This is a genomic window from Actinoallomurus sp. CA-142502, assembly GCF_050936355.1.
Lineage (GTDB): Bacteria > Actinomycetota > Actinomycetes > Streptosporangiales > Streptosporangiaceae > Actinoallomurus > Actinoallomurus iriomotensis.
Genome location: NZ_JBNJMY010000001.1, coordinates 8,807,038 through 8,829,578 on the forward strand (window position 1 = coordinate 8,807,038; position 22,541 = coordinate 8,829,578).

At 71.3% G+C, this 22,541-nt stretch carries 22 protein-coding genes and 1 riboswitch; of the genes, 12 read left to right on the forward strand and 10 right to left on the reverse strand.

Features of this window, described 5'->3' with window-relative positions; translation table 11 throughout:
* Positions 1-46: 46 nt before the first annotated feature.
* Positions 47-901 (forward strand): helix-turn-helix domain-containing protein, encoded by an 855-nt coding sequence (locus tag ACQEV1_RS41090; protein WP_433401922.1) that lies wholly within the window; start codon positions 47-49, stop codon positions 899-901.
* Positions 902-956: 55 nt separating this feature from the next.
* Positions 957-2,168 (forward strand): MFS transporter, encoded by a 1,212-nt coding sequence (locus ACQEV1_RS41095; RefSeq protein WP_433401924.1) that lies wholly within the window; start codon positions 957-959, stop codon positions 2,166-2,168.
* Between the two features lie 75 nt (positions 2,169-2,243).
* On the opposite strand, the gene katG is transcribed toward ACQEV1_RS41095, so the two are convergent.
* From katG to cobN, 3 genes are all read right to left on the reverse strand, one after another.
* Positions 2,244-4,472, reverse strand: coding sequence for a catalase/peroxidase HPI (katG, locus tag ACQEV1_RS41100; RefSeq protein WP_433401926.1), 2,229 nt, complete (start codon positions 4,470-4,472; stop codon positions 2,244-2,246).
* A gap of 29 nt (positions 4,473-4,501) precedes the next feature.
* Positions 4,502-4,939, reverse strand: coding sequence for a Fur family transcriptional regulator (locus tag ACQEV1_RS41105; RefSeq protein ID WP_285574122.1), 438 nt, complete (start codon positions 4,937-4,939; stop codon positions 4,502-4,504).
* Between the two features lie 110 nt (positions 4,940-5,049).
* Complete coding sequence (cobN, locus tag ACQEV1_RS41110; RefSeq protein ID WP_433401928.1) at positions 5,050-8,655, reverse strand: cobaltochelatase subunit CobN; 3,606 nt, start codon at positions 8,653-8,655, stop codon at positions 5,050-5,052.
* 39 nt (positions 8,656-8,694) lie between these two features.
* Positions 8,695-8,838: riboswitch (cobalamin riboswitch) on the reverse strand.
* Positions 8,839-8,888: 50 nt separating this feature from the next.
* On the opposite strand from cobN, the gene ACQEV1_RS41115 reads away from it, so the two are divergent.
* Both ACQEV1_RS41115 and ACQEV1_RS41120 read left to right on the forward strand, forming a co-directional pair.
* Positions 8,889-9,737: a helix-turn-helix domain-containing protein gene (locus ACQEV1_RS41115; RefSeq protein ID WP_433401930.1), complete on the forward strand. Its 849-nt coding sequence runs from the start codon at positions 8,889-8,891 to the stop codon at positions 9,735-9,737.
* Between the two features lie 73 nt (positions 9,738-9,810).
* A complete protein-coding gene (locus ACQEV1_RS41120) occupies positions 9,811-10,200 on the forward strand; it encodes a VOC family protein (protein ID WP_433401932.1) in 390 nt (129 codons plus the stop codon).
* Positions 10,201-10,204: 4 nt separating this feature from the next.
* On the opposite strand, the gene ACQEV1_RS41125 is transcribed toward ACQEV1_RS41120, so the two are convergent.
* Positions 10,205-11,014: an AMP-binding protein gene (locus ACQEV1_RS41125; RefSeq protein WP_433401934.1), complete on the reverse strand. Its 810-nt coding sequence runs from the start codon at positions 11,012-11,014 to the stop codon at positions 10,205-10,207.
* Between the two features lie 101 nt (positions 11,015-11,115).
* On the opposite strand from ACQEV1_RS41125, the gene ACQEV1_RS41130 reads away from it, so the two are divergent.
* Both ACQEV1_RS41130 and ACQEV1_RS41135 read left to right on the forward strand, forming a co-directional pair.
* Positions 11,116-12,126 (forward strand): Gfo/Idh/MocA family oxidoreductase, encoded by a 1,011-nt coding sequence (locus ACQEV1_RS41130; protein WP_433401936.1) that lies wholly within the window; start codon positions 11,116-11,118, stop codon positions 12,124-12,126.
* Between the two features lie 50 nt (positions 12,127-12,176).
* Positions 12,177-13,082, forward strand: coding sequence for an arginase family protein (locus tag ACQEV1_RS41135; protein ID WP_433401938.1), 906 nt, complete (start codon positions 12,177-12,179; stop codon positions 13,080-13,082).
* A 63-nt stretch (positions 13,083-13,145) separates the two neighbouring features.
* Here ACQEV1_RS41135 and ACQEV1_RS41140 read toward each other — a convergent pair whose 3' ends face one another.
* Positions 13,146-14,162 carry an SgcJ/EcaC family oxidoreductase gene (locus tag ACQEV1_RS41140; RefSeq protein ID WP_433401940.1) on the reverse strand — a complete coding sequence of 339 codons (1,017 nt, stop codon included), beginning with the start codon at positions 14,160-14,162 and terminating at the stop codon, positions 13,146-13,148.
* A gap of 53 nt (positions 14,163-14,215) precedes the next feature.
* Here ACQEV1_RS41140 and ACQEV1_RS41145 point away from each other — a divergent pair, with 53 nt between their 5' ends.
* Positions 14,216-14,617 carry a MerR family transcriptional regulator gene (locus ACQEV1_RS41145; protein ID WP_285630915.1) on the forward strand — a complete coding sequence of 134 codons (402 nt, stop codon included), beginning with the start codon at positions 14,216-14,218 and terminating at the stop codon, positions 14,615-14,617.
* Positions 14,618-14,625: 8 nt separating this feature from the next.
* Here the strand turns inward: ACQEV1_RS41145 and ACQEV1_RS41150 are convergent, their stop codons facing one another.
* Together ACQEV1_RS41150 and ACQEV1_RS41155 are read right to left on the reverse strand one after the other, a co-directional pair.
* Complete coding sequence (locus ACQEV1_RS41150; RefSeq protein WP_285630912.1) at positions 14,626-16,419, reverse strand: serine/threonine-protein kinase; 1,794 nt, start codon at positions 16,417-16,419, stop codon at positions 14,626-14,628.
* 74 nt (positions 16,420-16,493) lie between these two features.
* Positions 16,494-17,354 carry an SMP-30/gluconolactonase/LRE family protein gene (locus ACQEV1_RS41155; RefSeq protein WP_433401943.1) on the reverse strand — a complete coding sequence of 287 codons (861 nt, stop codon included), beginning with the start codon at positions 17,352-17,354 and terminating at the stop codon, positions 16,494-16,496.
* 175 nt (positions 17,355-17,529) lie between these two features.
* On the opposite strand from ACQEV1_RS41155, the gene ACQEV1_RS41160 reads away from it, so the two are divergent.
* Entirely contained in the window at positions 17,530-18,726 is a 1,197-nt protein-coding gene (locus ACQEV1_RS41160) for an RNA-guided endonuclease InsQ/TnpB family protein (RefSeq protein ID WP_433401945.1), read from the forward strand.
* A 54-nt stretch (positions 18,727-18,780) separates the two neighbouring features.
* Here ACQEV1_RS41160 and ACQEV1_RS41165 read toward each other — a convergent pair whose 3' ends face one another.
* Together ACQEV1_RS41165 and ACQEV1_RS41170 are read right to left on the reverse strand one after the other, a co-directional pair.
* A complete protein-coding gene (locus ACQEV1_RS41165) occupies positions 18,781-19,494 on the reverse strand; it encodes a CHAP domain-containing protein (RefSeq protein ID WP_285631132.1) in 714 nt (237 codons plus the stop codon).
* A 94-nt stretch (positions 19,495-19,588) separates the two neighbouring features.
* The gene (locus ACQEV1_RS41170; protein WP_433401947.1) at positions 19,589-20,164 is read right to left on the reverse strand and encodes a TetR/AcrR family transcriptional regulator; all 576 of its coding nucleotides are present in this window, start codon (positions 20,162-20,164) and stop codon (positions 19,589-19,591) included.
* A 107-nt stretch (positions 20,165-20,271) separates the two neighbouring features.
* Between ACQEV1_RS41170 and ACQEV1_RS41175 the strand changes: the two genes are divergently transcribed.
* Positions 20,272-20,724, forward strand: coding sequence for a nuclear transport factor 2 family protein (locus tag ACQEV1_RS41175; protein WP_285630900.1), 453 nt, complete (start codon positions 20,272-20,274; stop codon positions 20,722-20,724).
* Here the strand turns inward: ACQEV1_RS41175 and ACQEV1_RS41180 are convergent.
* Positions 20,702-20,878, reverse strand: a complete 177-nt coding sequence (locus ACQEV1_RS41180; protein WP_433401949.1) for a hypothetical protein — start codon at positions 20,876-20,878, stop codon at positions 20,702-20,704. The two genes, ACQEV1_RS41175 and ACQEV1_RS41180, sit on opposite strands and share 23 nt — an antisense overlap.
* A 48-nt stretch (positions 20,879-20,926) precedes the next feature.
* On the opposite strand from ACQEV1_RS41180, the gene ACQEV1_RS41185 reads away from it, so the two are divergent.
* The 3 genes from ACQEV1_RS41185 (at position 20,927) to ACQEV1_RS41195 (ending at position 22,493) form a co-directional block, all read left to right on the forward strand.
* Positions 20,927-21,283 (forward strand): winged helix-turn-helix transcriptional regulator, encoded by a 357-nt coding sequence (locus ACQEV1_RS41185; protein ID WP_433401951.1) that lies wholly within the window; start codon positions 20,927-20,929, stop codon positions 21,281-21,283.
* A 95-nt stretch (positions 21,284-21,378) separates the two neighbouring features.
* On the forward strand, positions 21,379-21,900 hold the full coding sequence (locus tag ACQEV1_RS41190) for an RNA polymerase sigma factor (RefSeq protein WP_433401953.1): 522 nt from the start codon (positions 21,379-21,381) through the stop codon (positions 21,898-21,900).
* Complete coding sequence (locus ACQEV1_RS41195) at positions 21,897-22,493, forward strand: VOC family protein (RefSeq protein ID WP_285630887.1); 597 nt, start codon at positions 21,897-21,899, stop codon at positions 22,491-22,493. Before ACQEV1_RS41190 ends, ACQEV1_RS41195 begins: the two co-directional genes overlap by 4 nt.
* Positions 22,494-22,541: the final 48 nt, after the last annotated feature.

A 22,541-nucleotide genomic window follows, 5' to 3' on the forward strand; every position in this document is an offset into this window, starting at 1 on the left:
AAGTCCGTCCTCGCAATGCTGATACGCGAAACCGCGATATACGGCGATGCGACATTTACGGACAGGAGCCCCATTTCTCATGGCAGCGCAACGCGATCCGCATGACTCTCCGGCGATTCAAGCGTTCGGTATCGCGCTCCAGAAGATGCGCGAGGCCGCCGGCCTCACCAGGACCGAACTCGCGGAGACCCTGGGCTACAGCCCGCAGTTCGTCGGCCAGATCGAGACGGCGAGGAACGTTCCGTCCAAAACGTTCGCCGAGGATCTCGACACGTACTTCAAGCTGGGCGGCCTGTTCCTCGAATTCTGGAAACTCATCAAGGGAACGCGCCGCCTGGGGACGCTGCCGCCCGGCTCAGCGGCATACCTGGAGCTGGAGCGGAGCGCCAACACGATGCGCGTGTTCGAGACGCGTCTCATCCCGGCGCTCTTCCAGACCGACGACTACGCTCGCGCGCTACTGGGAAAGGTCATGAACCCCGACGAGATCGACGAGACGATCCGGACGCAGGCCGAACGCAAGGCACTCTTCGACCGGAAGAATCCCCCGCACGTCTTCCTCGTCATCGACGAGGTGGCGCTGCGCCGGAAAATCGGATCGCCCGACACCGTTCGCGAACAGCTCGCCCATCTGCTGCGACTCTCCGAGCGCCCGGAAATCAGCATCCAAGTGCTTCCACAGGACACCGACTACTATGTCGCGTTCTCCGGAAGTTTCACGGTCCTGGAGTTCAACGGCGAAAGCGACGTCGTTTACCTCGAATCGGCGGGACACGGAACTCTGATCGACCGGCCGCCCACCGTCGCGACCTGCGCGATGCGGTTCGACCTGCTCCGAGGCCACGCTTACTCGATCACGGAGTCGCGATCCATCATCCAGAAGGCGCTGGAGGCCCTGTGACGACCCCAGTCGCATAGCTATTGCTGTTGCGAGCAAGTTGCAACAAGATGGCGTCATGTCCCACCTGATCCCGGACACCGGACCCCAGCGCGTCGTCGCGGCCTCGAACTTCGTCTACACCGTCGGCAGCGGCCTCTACCTCACCGCCGGAGTCCTGTACTTCACCCAGGCGGTGCATCTGCCGGCGAGCCAGGTGGGGCTCGGGCTCGGCATGGCCGGCCTCCTCTCACTGGCCATGGGCATCGCCGTCGGGCATCTCGCGGACCGGCGCGGCGCTCGTGGCGTCTACGCGGCCACCCTCGTCGTCCAGGCGCTGGCCACGGCCGGCTTCGTGCTGGTGGACGGGTTCTGGCCGTTCGTTCTCGCGGTGGGCGCGGCCACCGGGGCCAAGGCGGCGGGACTGGCCGCGCGCAGTCCGATCATCAGGCGGTACGGCGGGGACCGGCCGCAGGAGTTCCGCGCCTATCTCCGCGCCGTGACCAATGTCGGCATCTCCCTCGGCGCCCTGCTGGCGGGCTGGGCCGTCGAGGTGGGCACCCTCACCGCGTACCAGACGCTGGTCATCGGCAACGCGGTCGCCTTCGCGGCCTCCGCGGCGATCCTGGCCTTCCTCCCGCCGGTCACGGCGAAGCCCGGCGTTCACGGACCTCGCTGGATCGCCCTGCGGGACCGGCCCTATCTTCTGCTCACCGCGCTCGACGGCATCATGGCCGTCCAGTTCAAGGTGCTCACCGTGGCCGTCCCGCTGTGGCTGGTGGGGGCCACCGCCGCTCCGCGCTGGCTCGTGTCGGGGACGATGGTCGTGAACACCGTCATCGTCGTCGTGTTCCAGGTACGGGCCAGCCGCGGCATCAGCGACCCCACGGCCGGCGGGGTCGCCTACCGCCGCGCGGGCGTGGCCTTCCTGGTGTCCTGCTCGCTGATCTCACTGTCCGCGGGGACACCCGCGTGGGCCGCCGCGACGCTGCTCATGGCCGCGGTCGTCGTCCACACGGTCGGCGAACTGTGGCACTCCGGCGGGGGGTTCGAGGTGTCCTTCGCCCTCGCCCCGGAGCATGCCACCGGGCAGTATCTCGGCGTGTTCGGCCTGGGCGCCGGGCTGTCCGAAGCCGTCGGGCCGAGCGTGCTCATCGCGCTCTGCATCACCTGGGGCCGCCCCGGCTGGTACGTCGTCGGGGCGCTGTTCGCCCTGACGGGGCTGGCCACACCGTTCGCCGTCCGCTGGGCGCGGCGGACGGCAGGCCTCCTCGTCGCGCCCGCCACATGAGAACGTCCAGGCCGGCCCATCCACGGGCCGGCCTGGACGTACCCACCAGACCAGGTCAGATCAGATCAGACGAGCTCAGACCAGGTCGTACCGGTCCAGCATCATCACCTTGTCCCACGCCGCGACGAAGTCGTTCACGAACTTCTCCTTCGCGTCGTCGCTCGCGTACACCTCGGCGACCGCGCGCAGCTCGGAGTTGGCGCCGAAGACCAGGTCGACGCGGCTGGCGGTCCACTTGACCTCGTCCGAGGCGTCGCGTCCCTCGTAGGTCTCGGACTCCTCGGACACCGGCTTCCACACCGTGCCCATGTCGAGCAGGTTCACGAAGAAGTCGTTGGTCAGCGTCCCGGGGCGGTCGGTGAGGACGCCCAGGGAGGACTGCCCGTGGTTGGCGCCCAGGACGCGCAGCCCACCGAGGAGGACCGTCATCTCGGGCGCGCTCAGGGTGAGGAGGTTCGCCCGATCGATCAGGAGGAACTCGCCCGGCAGCAGGTTGCCCTTCATGAGGTAGTTGCGGAACCCGTCGTGCGACGGCTCCATCACCTCGAAGGACTCGACGTCGGTCTGCTCCTGCGACGCGTCGGTGCGTCCCGGAGTGAAGGGCACCACGATGTCGTGGCCGGCGTCCTTCGCGGCCTTCTCGACGGCCGCGCACCCACCGAGCACGATCAGGTCGGCCAGGGAGATCCGCTTACCACCGGTCTGCTCGGCGTTGAACGCCTCCTGGACCTGCTCCAGGGTGCGCAGCACGGTCGTCAGCTCGTTGGGGTTGTTGACCTCCCAGTTCTTCTGCGGCTCCAGCCGGATGCGCGCGCCGTTGGCGCCGCCGCGCTTGTCGGTGCCGCGGAACGACGCGGCCGACGCCCACGCGGTGGTGACCAGCTGGGAGACCGAGAGACCGGAGTCCAGGAGCCGGGCCTTGAGCGCGGCGATGTCATCGGCGTCGACCAGCTCGTGGTCGACCGCCGGGACGGGGTCCTGCCAGATCAGCGTCTCCGACGGGACCTCGGGACCGAGGTACCGCTGGATCGGGCCCATGTCGCGGTGGGTCAGCTTGAACCAGGCGCGGGCGAACGCGTCCGCGAACTCCTCGGGGTTGTCCTTGAAGCGCCGCGAGATCGGCTCGTAGATCGGGTCGAAGCGCAGCGAGAGGTCGGTCGTCAGCATCCCCGGTGCGCGGTTCAGCGTGCCGTCCTCAGGGTCGGGCACGGTGCCGGCGCCGGCGCCGTCCTTCGGCCGCCACTGGTTCGCCCCGGAGGGGCTCTCGGTCAGCTCCCACTCGTAGCCGAAGAGGAGCTCGAAGAAGGTGTTGTCCCACTTCGTCGGGGTGGGCGTCCAGGTGACCTCGAGACCGCTCGTGTGGGAGTCCCGGCCCTTGCCGGTGCCGTAGGAGTTCTTCCAGCCCAGGCCCTGGTCCTCCAGCGGGGCGCCCTCGGGCTCGGGTCCGATGGCGTCGGCCGGGGCCGCGCCGTGCGTCTTGCCGAAGGTGTGGCCACCGGCGATCAGGGCGACGGTCTCCTCGTCGTTCATCCCCATGCGGCCGAACGTCTCGCGGATGTCGCGTGCCGCGGCGACCGGGTCCGGGTTGCCGTTCGGGCCCTCGGGGTTGACGTAGATGAGGCCCATCTGCACCGCGGCCAGGGGCTTTTCCAGCTCGCGCTCACCGCTGTAGCGCTCGTCGTCCAGCCAGGCGGTCTCGGGGCCCCAGAAGACGTCCTCGTCGGCCTCCCAGGCGTCCTCGCGGCCGCCGCCGAAGCCGAAGGTCTTCAGGCCCATCGTCTCCAGGGCGACGTTGCCGGCCAGGATCATCAGGTCGGCCCACGAGATCTTCTGGCCGTACTTCTGCTTGACGGGCCACAGCACGCGGCGGGCCTTGTCGAGGCTCGCGTTGTCCGGCCAGCTGTTGAGGGGCGCGAAGCGCTGCTGCCCCGCCCCGGCGCCACCCCGGCCGTCGCTGACGCGGTAGGTGCCCGCGCTGTGCCACGCCATGCGGATGATCAGCGGCCCGTAGTTCCCGAAGTCGGCCGGCCACCAGTCCTGTGAGTCCGTGAGCACCTGCGCGATGTCCTGCTTCACGGCGGCGAGGTCGAGGCTGTTGAACGCCTCGGCGTAGTCGAAGTCCTCGCCCAGGGGGTTGGCCATGGGCGGGTTCTTGACGAGCAGCTTCAGGTTGAGCCGATCCGGCCACCAGCCGCGGTTGCCGCCTCCCTGAGTGGGGTGCGGGGCACGCCCGTGCGCGACCGGGCAGCCGCCCGCGCTCTCATCGTTCGTCTCTCCAACAACGGTGTCAGGAGTGTCAGACACGGGAATCCTTCCGGGATCAGAGCGGGTGCTCAGGAATTGCGTGCGGTGGAACAGTCGGGGCACAGGCCCCAGTACACGACCTCGGCCTCGTCGATCACGAAGCCGTGGTCGTCGGACGGAGTCAGGCAGGGAATCTCACCGACCGCGCAGTCGACGTCGGCGACGACACCGCAGGACCGGCAGACGACATGGTGGTGGTTGTCCCCCACGCGTCCCTCGAACCGGGCCGGGCTGCCGGCCGGCTCGATGCGGCGTACGAGCCGGGCCGCGGTGAGGGCGTGCAGGGCCTCGTACACGGCTTGGAGGGAGACGTGACCCACGCGATCGCGCACTCCGGACGCGATCGCCTCGACGTCGAGGTGGTCACCGTGCCGCACGGTCTCGAGCAGCGCGACGCGTGCGGCGGTCACCCGCAGGCCGGCACCGCGCAACTCCTCGGCGGGGGTCGGAGTCTGGGATGCGGTCATGGCGCCAGACCTACCTTCATAACGCGAATGATCCAAGACAACGAACGACGCAAGTGTAGACCCGCCCCGGGCGAACGGTCACCCCTTTCCGCCGTGTCGTGTGAGGTGCGTCACTCGCCGCCTTCGAGGTCGCCTTCGAGGCGCAGGTAGGTCTCGCGGAGCCGGTCGAGGGTCTCGGGGTCCGGCTCGGCCCACAGGTCGCGGTCGGCGGCCTCCAGCAGGCGTTCGGTGATGCCGCGCAGCGCCCAGGGGTTCGAGCGCTCCATGAACTCGCGGTTCTCCGGGTCGAAGACGTACTCCTCGGCCAGCTTCTCGTACATCCAGTCGTCCACCACGCCGGCCGTCGCGTCGTAGCCGAACAGGTAGTCCACCGTCGCGGCCAGTTCGAACGCGCCCTTGTACCCGTGCCGGCGCATCGCCGCGATCCAGCGCGGGTTGACCACGCGGGCGCGGAACACCCGGTGCGTCTCCTCGCCGAGCGTCCTCGTCCTCACCTGTTCCGGCAGCGCCGAGTCGCCGACGTACGCGGCGGGGCTGCGGCCCGTCAGCGTACGGACCATGGCCACCATGCCGCCGTGGTACTGGAAGTAGTCGTCGGAGTCGACGATGTCGTGCTCGCGGGTGTCCTGGTTCTTCGCGGCGACGGTGATGCGCCGGAACGCCGCCTCCATGTCGCCGCGCGCCTCGCGCCCGTCGAGTCCGCGCCCGTACGCGTAGCCGCCCCACACGGCGTACACCTCGGCCAGGTCGCCGTCGTCGCGCCAGTTGCGCGCGTCGATCAGCGGCAGCAGGCCCGCGCCGTACGCGCCGGGCTTGGAGCCGAAGATGCGGCTCGTGGCGCGCCGCCAGTCACCGTGCTCGCGCGCGTCCTCCAGCGCGTGCGCCCGCAGGTGATTGTCCGGTTCGTCCAGCTCGGCGACGGTCGCGATCGCGTCGTCGATGAGGGTGATGACGTGCGGAAAGGCGTCGCGGAAGAAACCGGAGATGCGCAGCGTCACGTCGATGCGCGGGCGGCCCAGCTCCGCGCGCGGGATCACCTCGAAGCCGGTGACCCGGCGGGAGGCGTCGTCCCACACCGGCCGTACGCCGATCAGCGCGAGGACCTCGGCGATGTCGTCGCCCTGGGTGCGCATCGCCGAGGTGCCCCAGACCGTGAGGCCGACGCTGCTCGGGTACTCCCCTGTGTCGGCGAGGTGGCGGGCGACCAGCGAGTCGGCGAGGGAGACGCCGACCTCCCAGGAGCCGCGTGAGGGGATCGCCTTCGGGTCGACGGAGTAGAAGTTGCGCCCGGTCGGCAGCACGTTGACCAGGCCGCGCGTCGGCGAGCCCGACGGCCCGGCCGGGACGTACCCGCCGTCCAGCGCGTGCAGTACGGCGTCGATCTCGCCGGACGTGGCCGCCAGGCGCGGCACGACCTCGCGCGCCGCGAACTCCAGGAGCCGTTCGACGTTCTGGTCCGCCGAGCCGAGCACCTCGGCGCAGACCGCCGGGACCTTCGCGGCGTCCCAGCCGAGGGTCTCCATGCCGACGACGAGCCGCCGCGCGACCGCCTCGAGCAGGTCGATGACGTCGGACGCGGTACGAGAGGGGCCGTCGGCGAGTTCGGTGAGCCCGCCGGCGTCCGCCGGGGCGCCCGGCTCGGCCAGCAGCGCCTTCTCCTCCAGCCCGTACCGGGCGGCGACGGCCGCGCGCAGTCCCGGCAGCGCGCCGGAGCCGCCGGTCCAGACCTGGGCGGCCCGCAGCACCGCGAGGACGAGGTTGACCCGCTGCTCCGCGTCCGGCGCGTCGCCGAGGATGTGCAGGCCGTCGCGGATCTGCACGTCCTTGACCTCGCACAGGTACCCGTCCACGTGCAGGACGAAGTCGTCGAAGTCGTCGGCGCCCGGCTCGTCGGACACGTGCAGGTCCTGGTGGAGCTGGGCGGCCTGCACGAGGGTCCAGATCTGCGCGCGCACGGCGGGCAGCTTGGCCGGGTCCAGCGCCTGGACCGTGGCGTACTCGTCCAGCAGCTGTTCCAGCTTGGCCAGGTCGCCGTACGTGTCCGCGCGGGCCATCGGCGGCACCATGTGGTCGACGACGACGGCGTGGCCACGGCGCTTGGCCTGGGTGCCCTCGCCGGGGTCGTTGACGATGAACGGGTACACCAGCGGCAGGTCGCCGAGCACGGCGTCGGGCGCGCACTCGGCGGACAGGCCCAGGCCCTTGCCGGGCAGCCATTCGAGCGTGCCGTGCTTGCCGAGGTGGACGACCGCGTCGGCGCGGAACGTCTCGTCCAGCCAGCGGTAGGCGGCCAGGTAGTGGTGCGACGGCGGCAGATCCGGGTCGTGGTAGATCGCCACCGGGTTCTCGCCGAAGCCGCGCGGCGGCTGGATCATCAGCAGCACGTTCCCGAACCGCAGCGAGGCCAGCACGATGTCGTCGCCGTCCGTGTAGAGCTCACCCGGCGGCTCGCCCCAGTGCTCCCGTACGGCCTCACGCAGCGAGTCGGGCAGCGCGGCGAACCAGTGTCGGTAGTCCTCCAGCGGCACCCGCGCGGACGCGGCGCGCAGCTGCTCCTCGGTCAGCCACTCCACGTCGTGGCCGCCCGCCGCGATGAGCGAGTGGATGAGCTCGTCGCCGTCGTCGGGGTGGTCGCCGACCTGGTAGCCGGCCTCCTTCAGCGCGGTCAGCAGGCGTACCGCCGAGACCGGGGTGTCCAGGCCGACCGCGTTGCCGACGCGCGCGTGCTTGGTCGGGTACGACGAGAGCACGATCGCCAGCCTGCGCTCGGCGGGCGGCGTGTGCCGCAGGCGCGCGTGGCGCACGGCGATGCCGGCGACGCGGGCGGCGCGCTCGGGATCGGCGGCGTACACCGGGATACCGTCGGGGCCCTCCTGCTTGAAGGAGAACGGCACGGAGATCAGCCGTCCGTCGAACTCGGGGATGGCCACCTGCATGGCCGCGTCCATCGGCGACAGCGCCGCGTCGGAGGCCGCCCACACCTCCCGCGAGGTCGTCAGGCACATGCCCTGGATGACCGGGACGTCCAGCGCCGCCAGCGCTCCCGCGTCCCACCCATCTTCGGCGGAGGCTCCGGCCGCGAGCACCGTCACCACGATGGCGTCGGCGCGGCCGAGGAGTTCGAGCAGGCCCTCGTCGGCGGAGCGGAGCGAGCCGCAGAAGACCGGCAGCGCGTTGCCGCCCGCCGCCTCGATCCGCTCGCAGAGCGTGTCGACGAACGCGGTGTTGCCGGACAGTTCGTGCGCCCGGTAGAAGACCACGCCCACCGTGGGCCGGTCCGCGCGGGCCTCAGGCTCACCGTGCACGCCGTACTCGGGCATCCGCTGCGGCGGCGCCCAGGGCTCCTCGTCACCCGGCGACAGCATCCCGGCGAGGAAGCGACGCAGCTCGCGCAGGTTGCCGACGCCGCCCTCGCGCAGGTAGTCCAGGGCTTCGGCCGCGACGCCCGCGGGCACGGTGGACAGCGCCATCAGCTCGGCGTCCGGGGTGGCCTCACCGCCGAGCGCGACCAGCGGCAGACCGCGCCGCCGCAGGTCCTCCACGCCCGCGCGCCAGGTCTTCAGACCGCCCAGGAGCCGGACGACGACGGCGTCCGCGTCCGCGCAGAGCGCGTCGAGGTCGGCGAGGGCCAGCCGGGCGGGATTGCCCGTGGCGTACCCGGCGGAACGGGCCGACAGCAACTCGGTGTCGGCGGTGGAAAGCAGCAAGACGCGCACGTGTGGGTCCTTCCCTCGGGGGTCCTCGCCCCGGCTCGGGTGCCGATGCCGACGGCGGGAAGTCTCCTGACTCTCGGGTCACCGCGCGCGAGTGCGCTATCCGATCACAGTTGCGGGACAGTCCCGGAATCGCACCGGGTTCCTTCCCTCGCCGTCGCGCGGCCAGTCTATGAGGAGGAAATTCTCCGCGGCAGGGACGCGACGTGCCGTTCGTCACGGTTACCGTGGGGGCCATGAGCAGCTCAGCTCTCGTCATGGAGCGAGCCGAGGTGACCCCGCCGGCACGCCTGGCGCCGCTGGTCGCCCACTACTCGGGCTACCGCTACGAGGGTCTGCCGCCGGGCACCCACCGCGGGCTGCCCTCGCCGTACCTCACCGTGGTGCTCAGCCTCGGCGCGCCGACCCGCGCGACCCAGCCCGGCCGTCATTCGGACGCCGCGGGGTTTCCGGCGCTCGCCGGGGGGATGCACACGCGCCCGGTGCTGATCGAGCACGACGGCGACCAGTACGGCGTCCAGCTCAGCCTCACCCCGCAGGGCGCCCGGTCACTGCTGGGGATGCCGGCCGGCGAGCTCGCGTCGGTCGTCATCCCGCTCGACGGGCTGCTGCGGACGCGGGCGGCCGAGCTGACCGAGCGGCTGGCCGAGGCGCGGTCGTGGCCCGCGCGGTTCGCCGTACTGGACGAGGTGCTGTCCGGTGACGCCGGCCGTCCGGGCGCGCCCCCGGACGAGCTGCGCCACGCCTGGCGGCTGATCGTCGGGAGCGGCGGCCTCGCGCGCGTCGCCGACATCGCCTCCGAGGTCGGCTGGAGCCGCCGGCACCTGGCCGCGCGGTTCACCGCCGAGTACGGCCTGACGCCGAAGGAGACGGCGCGCGTCGTACGGTTCCAGCGCTCCAAGCGGCTGTTGTCGCGGCGGGACCGGCCGTCGCTCGCCGAGGTCGCGGCCGTGTGCGGGTTCTACGACCAGGCGCACCTGGCGCGCGAGTGGAACGACCTGTGCGGCTGCCCGCCCTCGGCCTGGCTGACCGGCGACGATCTCCCATTCATCCAAGACGGCGGCGAGGACGCCGGCGGACGATGACGGCATGAGCGAACGTAGTGAGCGAATCAACGAACACAGCGCCCATGGTCACTCCTCCGACGAAGGAGGATTCATGAGCGAAACTTTCATCTGGCCGTCGTTCCGCTACTCCGACGCCCACGCCGCCATCCAGTTCCTGACCGACGCCTTCGGCTTCGAGCGCGTCGCGGTCTACGAGAGCGGCGACCGCGTCGACCACGCCGAGCTCCGCTGGCCCCTCGGCGGAGGCGTCATGCTCGGCAGCGCGTCCCGCGAGGACAGCTCCATCGCCGGCCTGCCGTCCGGCACCGGTTCGGCCTATGTCGTGACCGACGACGTCGACGGCCTGTTCAAGCGGGCGCGGGCGGCCGGCGCCACGGTGGTGCAGGAGCCGCAGGACGAGCCGTACGGGCGCGGTTTCACGGTGCGCGACCCCGAAGGCGTCTTCTGGAGCTTCGGCACCTACGCCGGGGCCGGCGGCTGACCGATCACGGCGTCACCACCGGGCAGCCGAGCCACTGCTCGACCCGGCTCGGTGGTGGCGTCGCCCCCTGGGACACCGCGAGCCGCAGCGGCGCGAAGTCGCCCTCCGGCCGTTCCGCCGCCAGCCGGCCCAGGAACGCCGACGTCGACAGCAGCACGCTGGCCCGGTGCCGCCGCACGCCCTCCGCGACCAGGGGGATCGAACGCTGCCGCGAGTCGAGGACCGCGCAGGAGCCGGTGAACAGCGGAAGGAAGATGGTGTTGCGCAGGCCGACCGGGTCGTAGGTCTTCGACACCGAGAACAGCACGTCGTTCTCGCGCAGCCCGAACGGCTCCATCGCCAGGTAGGACTCTTCGGGGTCGCGGTGGGCGTACGTCGTGGCGTGCTGGCCGTACGCCGGCGCCTCGGGCAGCACCGGGTACGGGTCGGCGAAGGCGGCGGCGGGCAGCGCGGCGATCAGCTCCACAGGCGTGATCGTGTGCGGGTGGCGCCCGGGCGAGCAGACCGCGAAGGCCGCCGGGGGCAGCGCCGAGGCGTCCGGGTCGGCCAGGACCGCGATCGCGCCGATGCGTACGGCGCCGAGAAACGACCAGACGAGCTCCATCGAGCCGGGCAGCGCGATCGTCACGCGGTCGCTCGGCGCGACCCCGTGCGCGCGCAGCAGCGACGCGGCGCGGGCCGCGCCCCGGTGCACCTCGCCGTGGGTGTAGACGTCGTCACCGCACAGGAACGCGGCCCGTTCAGACCAGCCGAACGCGTTCGTCCACTGCCTGAGCACCTCCGCCAGATTCGCATCCGGGGATGGTCCGGGCATGCACACTCCTCCCCATCGTGGGCCCCTCAGCGACATTAGGCCGGGCGGGCGTGCCGGGACAGACCCGGAGCGTGATCAAATGGTTCCCGAGGAGGCCATCTGTGGACACCCTTCGGGTCGCGTTGATCGGCTATGGCACCGGAGGTGCCGTCTTCCACGCGCCGCTCATCTCCGCCGCGCCGGACCTCGAACTGGCCGCCGTCGTCACGGCGAACCCCGAACGCCGGGCGAGCGTCCGCGACCGGTACCCGGACACGGAGATCCTGGACGGTACGGACCCGGTGTGGGCGGGCGGATACGACCTGGTCGTGGTCACGACGCCGAACCGTTCCCACGTTCCCCTCGCCCGCGCCGCGCTCGACGCCGGCCTGCCGGTCGTGGTCGACAAACCGGTCGCGCCGACCGCGGCCGAGGCACGGTCCCTCGCCGGCGGGCCGCTCGTGATCCCCTTCCACAACCGGCGCTGGGACGGCGACTTCCGCACGGTCGCCCGGCTGTGCTCGGCGGGCACGCTGGGCCGGGTGCTGCGGTTCGAGTCGCGGTTCACCCGCTGGCGCCCGGAGATCAAACCGGGCTGGAAGGAGACCGCCGACCCGGCCGCGGCCGGCGGCGTCCTGTACGACCTCGGCGCGCACCTCATCGACCAGGCGATCACGTTGTTCGGGCCGCCGGCCTCTGAGGTGTACGCGGAGGTGGACGTCCGCCGCCCCGGCGCGGAGGCCGCCGACGACGCGTTCGTGGCCCTGACCCACACGAACGGCGTCCGGTCGCACCTGTGGATGAGCGCGGTCAGCGCCGAGCTGGGCCCGCGCTTCCGCGTCCTCGGCGACCGGGCGGCGTACACGACCTACGGCCTGGACGGCCAGGAGGCCCAGCTCCGCGACGGGCTGACGCCGGACGACCAGGGTTTCGGCGTGACGCCGCCGGAGGCGTACGGGCTGCTCGGCACCCCGGGCAGAACACGGCCGCACGTCACCGAGCACGGCCGCTACCAGGACTTCTACCCGGCGGTCGCCGCCGCGATCCGGGGTGAAGCGCCGCCCCCGGTGACACTCGACGACGCCGTCGCCGGCCTGGAGGTCATCGAGGCCGCTCTTTCCCGTGTGCTCTAGACGAGTCCCGCGCGACCGAGAATGTCCGCTCCCGGGTGTAGCTTCGACCGGTGACGATCGGCCTGATCTCCGCCCCCACCAACCTGGGGTTGCGCCCGCCCGCGCCGACGAGCGTGCCCGGCACGGCCAAAGCGCCTGAGGCGCTCCGTGAGGCCGGCCTTCACCGACGCTTCGCCGAGCGCGGCGGGCACGATCGCGGCGCCGTACTCCCCCGCCGGTACGCCGACGATGCCCGACCAGGCGTGCTCCGCAATCACCAGGCCATCGTCGAGCACGCCCGGCGGCTGGCCGAGCGCATCGAGACCCTCCGCGCCGACGGCCTTACACCCCTGGTGGTCGGTGGGGACTGCAGCCTGCTCGTGGGGACGGGGATCGCCCTGCGGCGAGCGCCGGGGCGTTACGGCCTGGTGCATCTCGACGGACACACCGACTTCCGGCATCCCGGCAACTCCGACCAGTGCGCCAGCCTGGCCGGAGAAGATCTGGCCGCCGCGGTGGGCCTGCACTGGCCCACGATCGCCGACATCGATGGCCTCGGCCCGTACTTCGCCCCAACCGACACCGCCCATGCGGGCTGCCGCGACGACGACTCGGCGCTTGAGGAGACCACCGCGCTTCTGGGCACGGTCATCACCGCCGCACAGATCCGATCGCACGGCGCCGCGGAAGCCGCGCGCCGGATTCTCGATGTCGTCGATCGTGACGACCTCGACGGCTACTGGCTGCATCTGGACGTCGACATCCTCGATCCGAGCGTGATGCCCGCCGTCGATTCCCCGGACCCCGGAGGACTCAGCGTCGTCGAACTGACCGATCTTCTCGCGGCTCTCGCGCCGCGTGCCACCGGAGCCCAGGTGACCGTCTTCGACCCTGATCTCGACCCGGATGGCAGCCGAGCACGCCTCCTAGTCGACCTGCTCGTCACCGGCCTCGCCACCCTGGGCGAGCGCCGCTGAGCCGGCGCGCACTAGAGGTGAAGCGGCGTGGCGGCACGGCGAAGCCGGGCGGCGGTTCCGGGGTCACGGCGCCGGGGGCGGGTCGGCGACGGGGGTGTTCTGGGCGGCGGCGAGCCACCAGGTTCCGTGCCGCTTGATCAGGACGTACATCGCCATCTCGGAGAAGCCGGGCTCGTCGGTGCCATCGGTCAGGGCACGCCGGCGGATGTGGGCGACGGCCACGCCGGGCGCCGGTGCGAGGACCTGGACCGGCTCGAACCGCGACGGAGGCGCGACCCTCTTCGCCATGAGCTTGTGGTGGATCGCGTTGAGCGGCGCGTACCCCGCCAGCGTGCGTCCGTAGGGGCTGCCCCAGAGGATGTCCTCGGCGAACATCCGGTCGTACTCGTCGGCGTCGACGGTCTCGCCGCCGCCCTGGAGCGTCTCGATGAGCCGCTCCACCGCGGCGGAGGCCTCGGCGTTCTCCGCGGGCGAGTGCAGGCGCGGCCGCTCGCCGTCGGGGGTGTCCGGCGTCGAACGCAGGCCCCGCAGCGACCGTCCCCAGCGCGCCAGGCCGGTGAGCATCCGGCGGCGCGCCTCCTCCTGCCGTGCCCGCGGCCCGCATCGTCCCTGGTCGTCGAAGTCCTCGAAGAGGTCGAGCGCCACCTGCGGCCCGACGCCGGCCATGCCGAGCTCCGCGGTGATCCCGCGCAGGTGCTCGACGGCCCTGACCCCGCCGCCGGTGCCGTAGCCGGCGAAGGCCACGGCCTTGTCCTGCCACTCGGCGTACAGGTGGTCCAGCGCGTTCTTCAGCACGGCGGTGGTGGAGTGGTTGTACTCCGGTGACACGAGCACGTAGGCGTCGAAGCCGGCGACCAGTTCCGCCCAGGCCCTCGTGTGCTCCAGCGCGTACCGGCCGAAGGCGGGCGGATCGGGTTCGGCCAGCATCGGCAGGCCGACCTCCTCCAGGTCGACGACGGTGAGGTCGAGGGCGAGCTCGGCGGCTTCGGGGCCCGCGCAGATCCACTCGGCGACCGCCCTGGCCCGCCGGGCCGGGCGGGTGCTGCCGACGAGTACTCCGACGCGCAACGTTTCGGCCATGGTGTTCCTCCTGTACGTCTCGTGGTGAGATGGCCGAGACGCTAGGGGGTCAAGTGAACTTGAACGCAAGCCCGCGGCCGCGCGATCGCGAGGCCGCGGAGTGGCACGTCTCCGGCCTCACGGTCGGCCAGGTCGCCGAGCGCATGGGCATCGCCAGGTCGGCGGTGCGCTGGTACGCCGACCAGGGTCTGTTGCCCTGCGAGCGGACGAGCGACAACCAGCGCCGCTTCTTCGCCGACGTGCTGTGCCGCGTCGCGATGATCCGCGCCGCACAACGGGTCGGGCTCACCCTGGAGGAGATCCGCGTGGCACTCGCGGCCCTCCCGCCCGGCGGGCCCCCGACCCGCGAAGACTGGGACAGACTCGCCGAACGGTTGCGCGCCGTCATCGTGGAACGCGTGGACCAACTGCTGAACATGCTGGATGAGTTCGCGCCGGAGGCGGACCCCGCCTGATGTGGGTGCTATTTGGGCAGCTCCGCGACGATGTTCGGGGCGAGCAGGTCACGTGCCTCGGAGTACGGCAGGGTGACCGCGTAGAACGGGCACTCGCTGCCCACGTGCGACCACGTGACGTCCAGGCCCTTCGGGGTGAGGAAGGGCGAGACGCGCGGCGGCTGCGGCCGTTTCGTGTTGAACGGCCGGCCCGGGCGGAAGTCGTCGGGGGCCGTCCCCTCGGTGCACACCAGCGCGAGGTCCGGCTTGGTGGTGTGGGGCTGCACGCGTCGCATCAACGTGTCGATGCCGCTCGTCGTGACCGTGCCGGCGGCGAACACCTGCTCGGGCGTCAGTGACTGCCCGGTGCGCAGGTCGACGGTGACGGTGATGTGCGGCAGTTCGAAGTCGAGCGGGTAGCACAACTGTTTCGGCAGTTCGTACCGGACGGTCACCAGGTGCGGGCCGCGCAGCCCGATCTCGGGCTTCGCCCCGAGCACGCTCGGCTTCGTGCAGGGCGGCTGTGCCTTGGCGGTCATCTGCCGAATCTCGTCGGCCGCCCATTCGAGCGGGGCGGCCAGAGCGTCGTTGATACGGCGGCGCAGGGCGGCGTCCTTCCCGCCGCTCACCTGGACGGAGTGGGCGCCGCTCAGGTCCAGGCCGGTGACCTGCCGGTTGTAGGAGGCCAGTTCGACGCGCAGCGGCGCCACGGCGGCCTTCTTCGGCTTGTCATGGTGGGTCAGCACGATCGCGGCGGTGCCCGCCCCGCCCACCACGACCGCGCCGGTGGCCACGGCGATCACCTTGGTCGCGGCGTTGCCGCCGAGCAGTTTGGTCAGCGCCCCGTGCCCGGCCTTGCCCGCCGTGGCGCCGGCCTTGCCCGCCGCCGCACCCGCCTTGCCCGCCGCCACGCCGGCGTGGCCCGCGTGGGCGGCCCCGCCCGGGGCCACCTTCGCGACGAGCATGGCGAACGGGAATAGCGCGGCCAGGCCGGCCGCCGCCTCGGCCAGACGCCGCCAGCCATTGGACTCCCACTCCGGCCCGTACGCGGCGGTGGCCGCCGCCTCCAACTCCGCGGCGAACTCGGTCGCGCCGGGCGGGCGGCCCTGCGGGTGCTTGGCCAGGCCGCGTTCGACCAGGGCCCGTACCGGCTCCGGCACGTCGTCCGTGGGGATCGGGCCGACCATGTGCTGCGCCCGGTACGCGGCCAGCGTGTCCGCCCGGTATGGGGTGCGGCCGGTCACGCACTCGAAGAACACGCAGGTCGCGGCGTACACGTCGGTGCTGGGCGAGGCCGGCGCCCCGTCCCACTGCTCCGGCGCCATGTACGGCGGGGTGCCGACGACCTGTCCCGAGTCGCCGGAGCGCAGCGCGATGCCGAAGTCGATCAGTTTGCTCTGCCCGTCGCCGCCGACCATGACGTTGGCGGGCTTGTAGTCACGGTGGACGACGCCCACGCGATGCGCGGCCCCGAGGCCGAGCAGCGACCCCTTCAGCACGGCGAGCGCGGCCTCCGGTTCGAGGTTGCCCCGCTCTTTGAGCAGGGCGCGGAGCGACACCCCGTCGATCGCCTCCATGACGATCGCCGCGCCCTGCGGCGTCTCGACGTAGTCGAACAGGGTCACCACGTGCGGGTCCCGTAGCCCGCGCAGGATTCCGGCCTCCGCGCGGAACTCCGTGCGGAAACTCTCATCGGTCACGTGCAGGTACTTGATCGCGACGTGTGTGCCCGAGGCGTCGTGGCGGGCGAGCACGACGCGGCCGAAGCCGCCTCGGCCCAGCTCTCGGAGGGCGGTGTATCCACTAAGTGACCATTCGTCCACAGGGAGATCATGACGCATGGCCCCGCCGCCTCGGTGGGAAATCGCCCGATCGGCAGGTTCCGGTCAGCCGAATGTCAGCCGAAGGGGGTTGCGGGCGGGCCGCCGACGCCCGGGCTGACGCGGAAGATCCGGCCCGCGTCCGGCTCGGCCTCGCGCTGCTCCGCGGACAGGCCCTGCTGGGAGGTCGTCACGAACAGCGTCGTGCCGTCGGCACCGCCGAAGCAGCAGCTCGACACGTTCGTCACCGGCAGCCGCACGACGCCCGCGAGCCGGCCCGACGGGTCGTAGCGATGCACCGCCCCGCCGCCCCACAGCGCCACCCACAGGAAGCCCTCGTCGTCGACGGTCATGCCGTCGGGATGCCCGCCCTCCACCGCGACGAACGGCCGGCGTCCGGACACCGCGCCGGAGTCCGCGTCGTAGTCGAACACGTCGACGCGCCCGGTCGGGGTGTCGATGTAGTACATGAGGCGGTGGTCCGGGCTCCAGCCCAGCCCGTTGGAGATCGTCACGCCGTTCAGCACCGTGCCGGGACGCCCGTCGAAGACGTACAGCGAGGCGATCGGCCGCGACTCGTCGTAGGCCATCGTGCCGGCCCAGAACCGACCGGCCGGGTCGCACTTGCCGTCGTTCATCCGGAGCGGTGACGGGTCGGCGAGATCCTCGGTCAGCGGCGTCACGGTGCCGTCCTCGTCGAGCCGGAGGAAGGCGGTGCCGGCGGCGAGCACCCAGCCGCCCGCCGCGTCCGGCACCGCCGCACCGAGCGGCCGCCCCACGTCGTGGGACCGCGGCGCGGTCAGGGTCGTCCCGTCGAAGCCGGCCAGCCACAGCCGCCCGGCCATGATGTCCACCCAGCCGAACCGGTCGCCGTACCAGAACGGGCCCTCGGCGTGCTCGACCCGGACCGGCGAACAGGGCTCCGCCGTGAGTTCCATCAGAGTCTCCCGAGGGGACTGTCGCTTTGAGGCGACGGGGTGATCGCGAGCGGGTAGGCCGCCGAGGCGCGAGTGCGGCCTGGCCTGTCGGGTTGGCGGATCACGGATTTCCTTGCGGGTTTGTCGGTGCCGGTCGATAGCGTGGTGTTCTCGTTACCAAGCGTGAGGGGTGGGTGTGCGTAGGTCGTTCAAGTTCTTGTTGCGCCCCACCGGCAAGCAGGCCATAGCGCTCAGGCAGTGCCTGGATGACCATCGGGAGTTGTACAACGCCGCTCTGGAACACCGTCGTACGGCCTACCGCAGAGCCGGGGTGAGGGTGCGGTACGGCGATCAGTCGGCGGAGTTGAAGCACATCCGCGCCGGCGACCCCGATGGTCAGGGACGGTGGTCGTTCTCCTCCCAGCAGGCCACGCTCCACAGGTTGGACAAGGCGTTTCGTGCGTTCTTCGACCGCCTCAAAGCAGGCCGTACGCCGGGGTTCCCCCGTTTCAAGGGACGGGGCCGGTTCAACACCGTCGAGTGGCCCAAGGACGGCGACGGGGGCCGGTGGGACTCCCAGCCCCACCACCCGACCGCGACCTACGTGCGGTTGCAGGACATCGGGCATGTGCGGGTCCACCAGCACCGGCGTGTGCTGGGCACCGTCAAGACGATCAGCGTGAAGCGAGAAGGCGCCCGCTGGTTCGTCGTGCTCTCGTGTGACGACGTACCCGCCGGGACGCTGCCCGCGACGGGCGCGGTCGCCGGGATCGACCTGGGAGTCGCGTCGCCGGCCACGACCAGTGATGGCCGGCATCTGGCCAACCCGCGTCACCTGGCTTTGACCGCCGGCCGTCTCGCGGCGGCACAGCGTGACCTCGCCCGCAAGAAACGAGGCGGTCGGCGGCGGCGTAAGGCCGTCGCCCGTGTCGCCGCCTTGCACGCGAAGGTGCGGCGGCAACGCCTCGACAGTGCACACAAGGCCGCGCTCACACTGGTCCGCGACCACGACGTGATCGTCCACGAAGCGCTCAAGATCACCAACATGACCAAACGAGCAGCACCTCGACCGGACGGCGACGGCGGCCACCTGCCCAACGGCGCCACCGCCAAATCCGGGCTGAACCGTTCGATCCTGGACGCGGGTTGGGGGGTGTTCCTGACGATCCTGTCGCACAAGGCTGAAAGCGCCGGTCGACAGCTGATCGCGGTGAACCCCGCCAACACCTCCCGCACATGCGCCGAATGCGGGCACTGCGCGAAGGACAACCGCACCACCCAGGCCGTGTTCCGATGCACGGCGTGCGGGCACACCGCACACGCCGACATCAACGCGGCGATCAACATCTTGAGGGCAGGGCTTGCCCTTCGCGACGCTGCGCAAGCGGCTTAGCGAGAAGCCGCTCCCCTCAGGGAACGGAGGAGTCACGATCCTCCTCCGGTCGGGTCAGAAATGGAGGTAGTTCCCGACGCTGCTCGCGCTCACCGTACGGGTGTCGTAGTTGTGCGCGCTCAGGTAGTTGTACTCCTCCAGCAGAATAGTGCCGTCGCTGTTCACCCGTGCGACGTAGGCCACGTGGCCGTACGTGCCGGTGTTCCACTGGGCGATGGCGCCGACCTTGGCGGTGTGGTCGACCTTGACCCCGGCGGAGGCCGCGGCGTTGTCCCAGTTGATCGCGTTGCCCCAGTGCACGCCCCGGTAGGAGTTGGTGAAGTCGACGCCCAGCCGCTGGCGGATCCGCCAGGCCGCGAACGACACGCACTCCCGCTTGTAGAAGTTCCAGGGGTCCGCCTGGCTGGAGGAGTCGGACTTGTACGGGTAGTCGTCGGTCAGCGTGGTGACGCACGGCGGGGCGACGGTGCCGTCCGACCCGGTGTAGACGTAGGCGTCCGAGACGTAGCCGGCCGGGCTCGTGATCTTGTCCCAGACGCTGCTCGTGCCGTACGTGCCGGTGATCGTCGTGCCGCGCGTCTGGCAGCTGATGGTGACGGACTTCCCGTCCGCCACGCTGCCGACCGTCGGGTAGCTCGTGCCCGCGCCGGAGCGTACGGAAAGAGCCGTGCCGCTCGTGTTGACCGTTCCGGTCGCCGCGTCCGCGGCCGTCGCGCCGAGCATGATCATGCCGGCGCTCACCGCGGCCAGCAGGCCGCCTCGCTTCATCCAGGCCACGTCGAACCCCTTTCTGGCGGGTATTCGATGTGACGGTAAGTCGATAATTTCCTAACTTAAAGGCTTGACTGTGACTAAATCACGGTTATTCATGCTTCACGCGCATGCCGTCGGTCATGACCTGGATGAGGTGATCGACCTTCGCGGGGTCGGTGACCTGGTCGACGGCGCGGATGCAGCCGACCATGAGCGCCCTCACGTCGTCGCGGTCCAGATCCGGCCGGACCGCGCCGGCCCGCTGCGCGCCGGCGAGTAGGTCGTCGACCAGCCGCCAGAAGGATTCATGCGTCCGCGGGCTGCCGTAGCGGACTCCTCGTGACGCCTCCAGCGCGTCGGACAGCGCCTTGTTGAGCGAGGCCTGCCTGACCTTGTGGTCGAAGAAGTGAAAGAACGCCGTGCCCGGATCCTCGTCGGCGAGCAGGCGATCGGTGTCGGCCAGCAGGGCCTCGACGCGGCCGGCGATCACCGCCTCGAACAGCGCCTCCTTGGTCGGGAAGTGCCGGTACACGGTGCCGGCGCCGACGCCGGCGCGGCGGGCGATCTCGTCGAGCGGCACGGCGATCCCCTGCTCGGCGAACATCTCCTCGGCCGCCTTCAGCACGCGCTCACGGTTGCGCCGCGCGTCCGCTCGCATCGGCGCGGCGCCTCTGTCGCCCGTCATCCGCTCACCCTACCGTCCTCTCGTTGACAACCGGGGCGTGCGTTCCGTATCTTCCCCGTCGAAGCGGGGCGATCGTTCCGCTTTAGTCGCCCGGGAGGGAAATCGTCATGTCGATGCAGGACTCCACCGCCGCGCGGTCCGCGCTGGAGGTCACGCGCCGCTTTCTCGAGGTCAGTTCGCGCGGCGCCTACGACGAGCTGGCGGACCTCTACGCGGAGGACGCCGTGATCGAGATCCCGTTCGCGCCGCCCGGGATTCCGCGCACGTCGCAGGGGCGGGAGGTCTTCCGCACGCGCTTCAAGTCCGCCGAGAAGGTGTGGCGGATCGAGGGCGTCGACCAGGTGACGGTGCACGAGACCACGGACCCCGAAGTCGTCGTCGCCGAGTTCACGCTCCACCGCCGGGTACGAGAGTCCGGCGAACGGCTGTCGAGCGCCTACATCGTGGTCATGACCATCCGCGACGGCCTGATCCGGCACAGCCGGGACTACGCGGACGTCATCGCCGGGGCCCGCGCGCTGGGAAGGCTTCAGGAACTCATCGGTGACGGAAACGGCTGATCGTGAAGGCGGTGATGTGATCGGCGATGAAGGCGTGCAGGCTGCGCGGCGGATTGCCGGTGATCGACGCCACGTCGTCGGACAGCCACGCCGCATCGCCTTCGGCGATCAGGCCGAACACCTGGGCGTTGGAGGCCGGGACGGTCTCGGGCACGCCTACTCGGATCATCGCCGCCCGGTGCTCCTCGGGAGAGATCTGGCGGTGAAGGACTGTCCGTCGCGCACCGTGCTGGACGTGCTGGCCGACAAGTGGTCGCTCTATGTCCTCGGCCTGCTCCGGCGTCACGAGCGGCCGCTGCGCTTCACCGAGCTGCGCCGCCGCATCGAGGGCGTGACCCAGAAATCCCTCACCCAGGCGCTGCGCAACCTCGAACGCGACGGGCTGATCAGCCGCACCGTCTACCCGACCATCCCCCCGCGCGTCGAGTACGCGCTCACGGACCTCGGCGTCGAGGCCGGCACCCTGACCACCGCGATCGCCGACTGGTCCCTGACCAACGCGGCCCGCGTCCACGCCGCCCGCGCGGCCTACGACGACCGGCCCGCCGACCAGCCGTGACAACATCACCCGGCGCACGATGTTCGGCACCCACGGTCGGAAAAAGTTCGGCACTGACCCGTTGGAGCGTCGGCTGCCCGGACGACGATGAAAGTGTGACGGACCCGCAGGTTCGGCCCGACCCGGCGTTCGGGCTGCTGAAGCTGTACGACGATGCGCTGCCGCACGTCTACGGCTACCTGCTGGCCCGCTGCGGCGACACCGGCCTGGCCGAGGACCTCACGGCCGAGTCGTTCCTGGCCGCCGTGCACGCGAGCCGCAAACCGGGCGCGCCCGATCCGTCGATCCCGTGGCTGATCGGGGTTGCCCGGCACAAACTCGCCGACCACTGGCGGCGGGTCGAGCGGGAGCAACGCGGGCTGCGCCTGCTGGACGCCGAGCCGGCCCGCGTCGACGACCCATGGGAGACGGCCGTCGACCGGATCCGGGCTCGTGAGGTGCTCGGCCGTCTCGGCGCGCACCACCGGGCCGCGCTCACGCTGCGCTACCTCGACGGGCTGCCGGTGCCCGAGGTGGCCCGGCACCTGGACCGCACCGTGCACGCCACCGAGGCGCTGCTGGTCCGGGCCCGGGCCGCGTTCCGCCGGATCCATGAGGGAGAGGAGGGCTCGCGATGACGGATCCGTTCGAGGCTCTGCGCGAGCCCATCACGCCGGTCGATCCCGATCCCGACTTCGCCGGGCGCCTGCGGCTGCGGCTGACCCGGGAGGTCCTCGCACACCCAGGAGGAACCATGTCCCAACAGACCGTCGCGGCCCCGGTCGAGCGCGAGCCCGCCCGGCCTCCGGCGCTGACCCCCTACATCGTCGTGTCCGACGCCCGCCGCGCCATGGACTGGTACGTCGAGGTATTCGGCGCACAGCGCCGCGGCGAGCCCCATGTCAACGCGGACGGCACGATCGGCCACGCCGAGGTCGGCATCGGCGACGCGGTGCTGATGTTCGCCGAAGCCTCCGACCTCTGGCCCGACGTGCCCGTGCGTGCGCCCGATTCCCCCACGACGTTCAGCCACACACTCCACCTGGAGGTCGACGACGTCGACGCCACGACCGAGCGGGCCCGGAGCCACGGCGCCTCGGTGGAGCGGGAGCCGGCCGACCAGCCCTACGGTCGCGGCTCGGTGATCGTCGACCCGTTCGGGCACCGGTGGATGCTGCTCCGGCCGCCAACGCGCGCCACCCGGCAGCGCCAGGGGCCGCCGGTCGGCTGACCGAAGCGCGACGCCTCAGGTGTTTCCTGTTGCCGGTCGCTCTAAGGT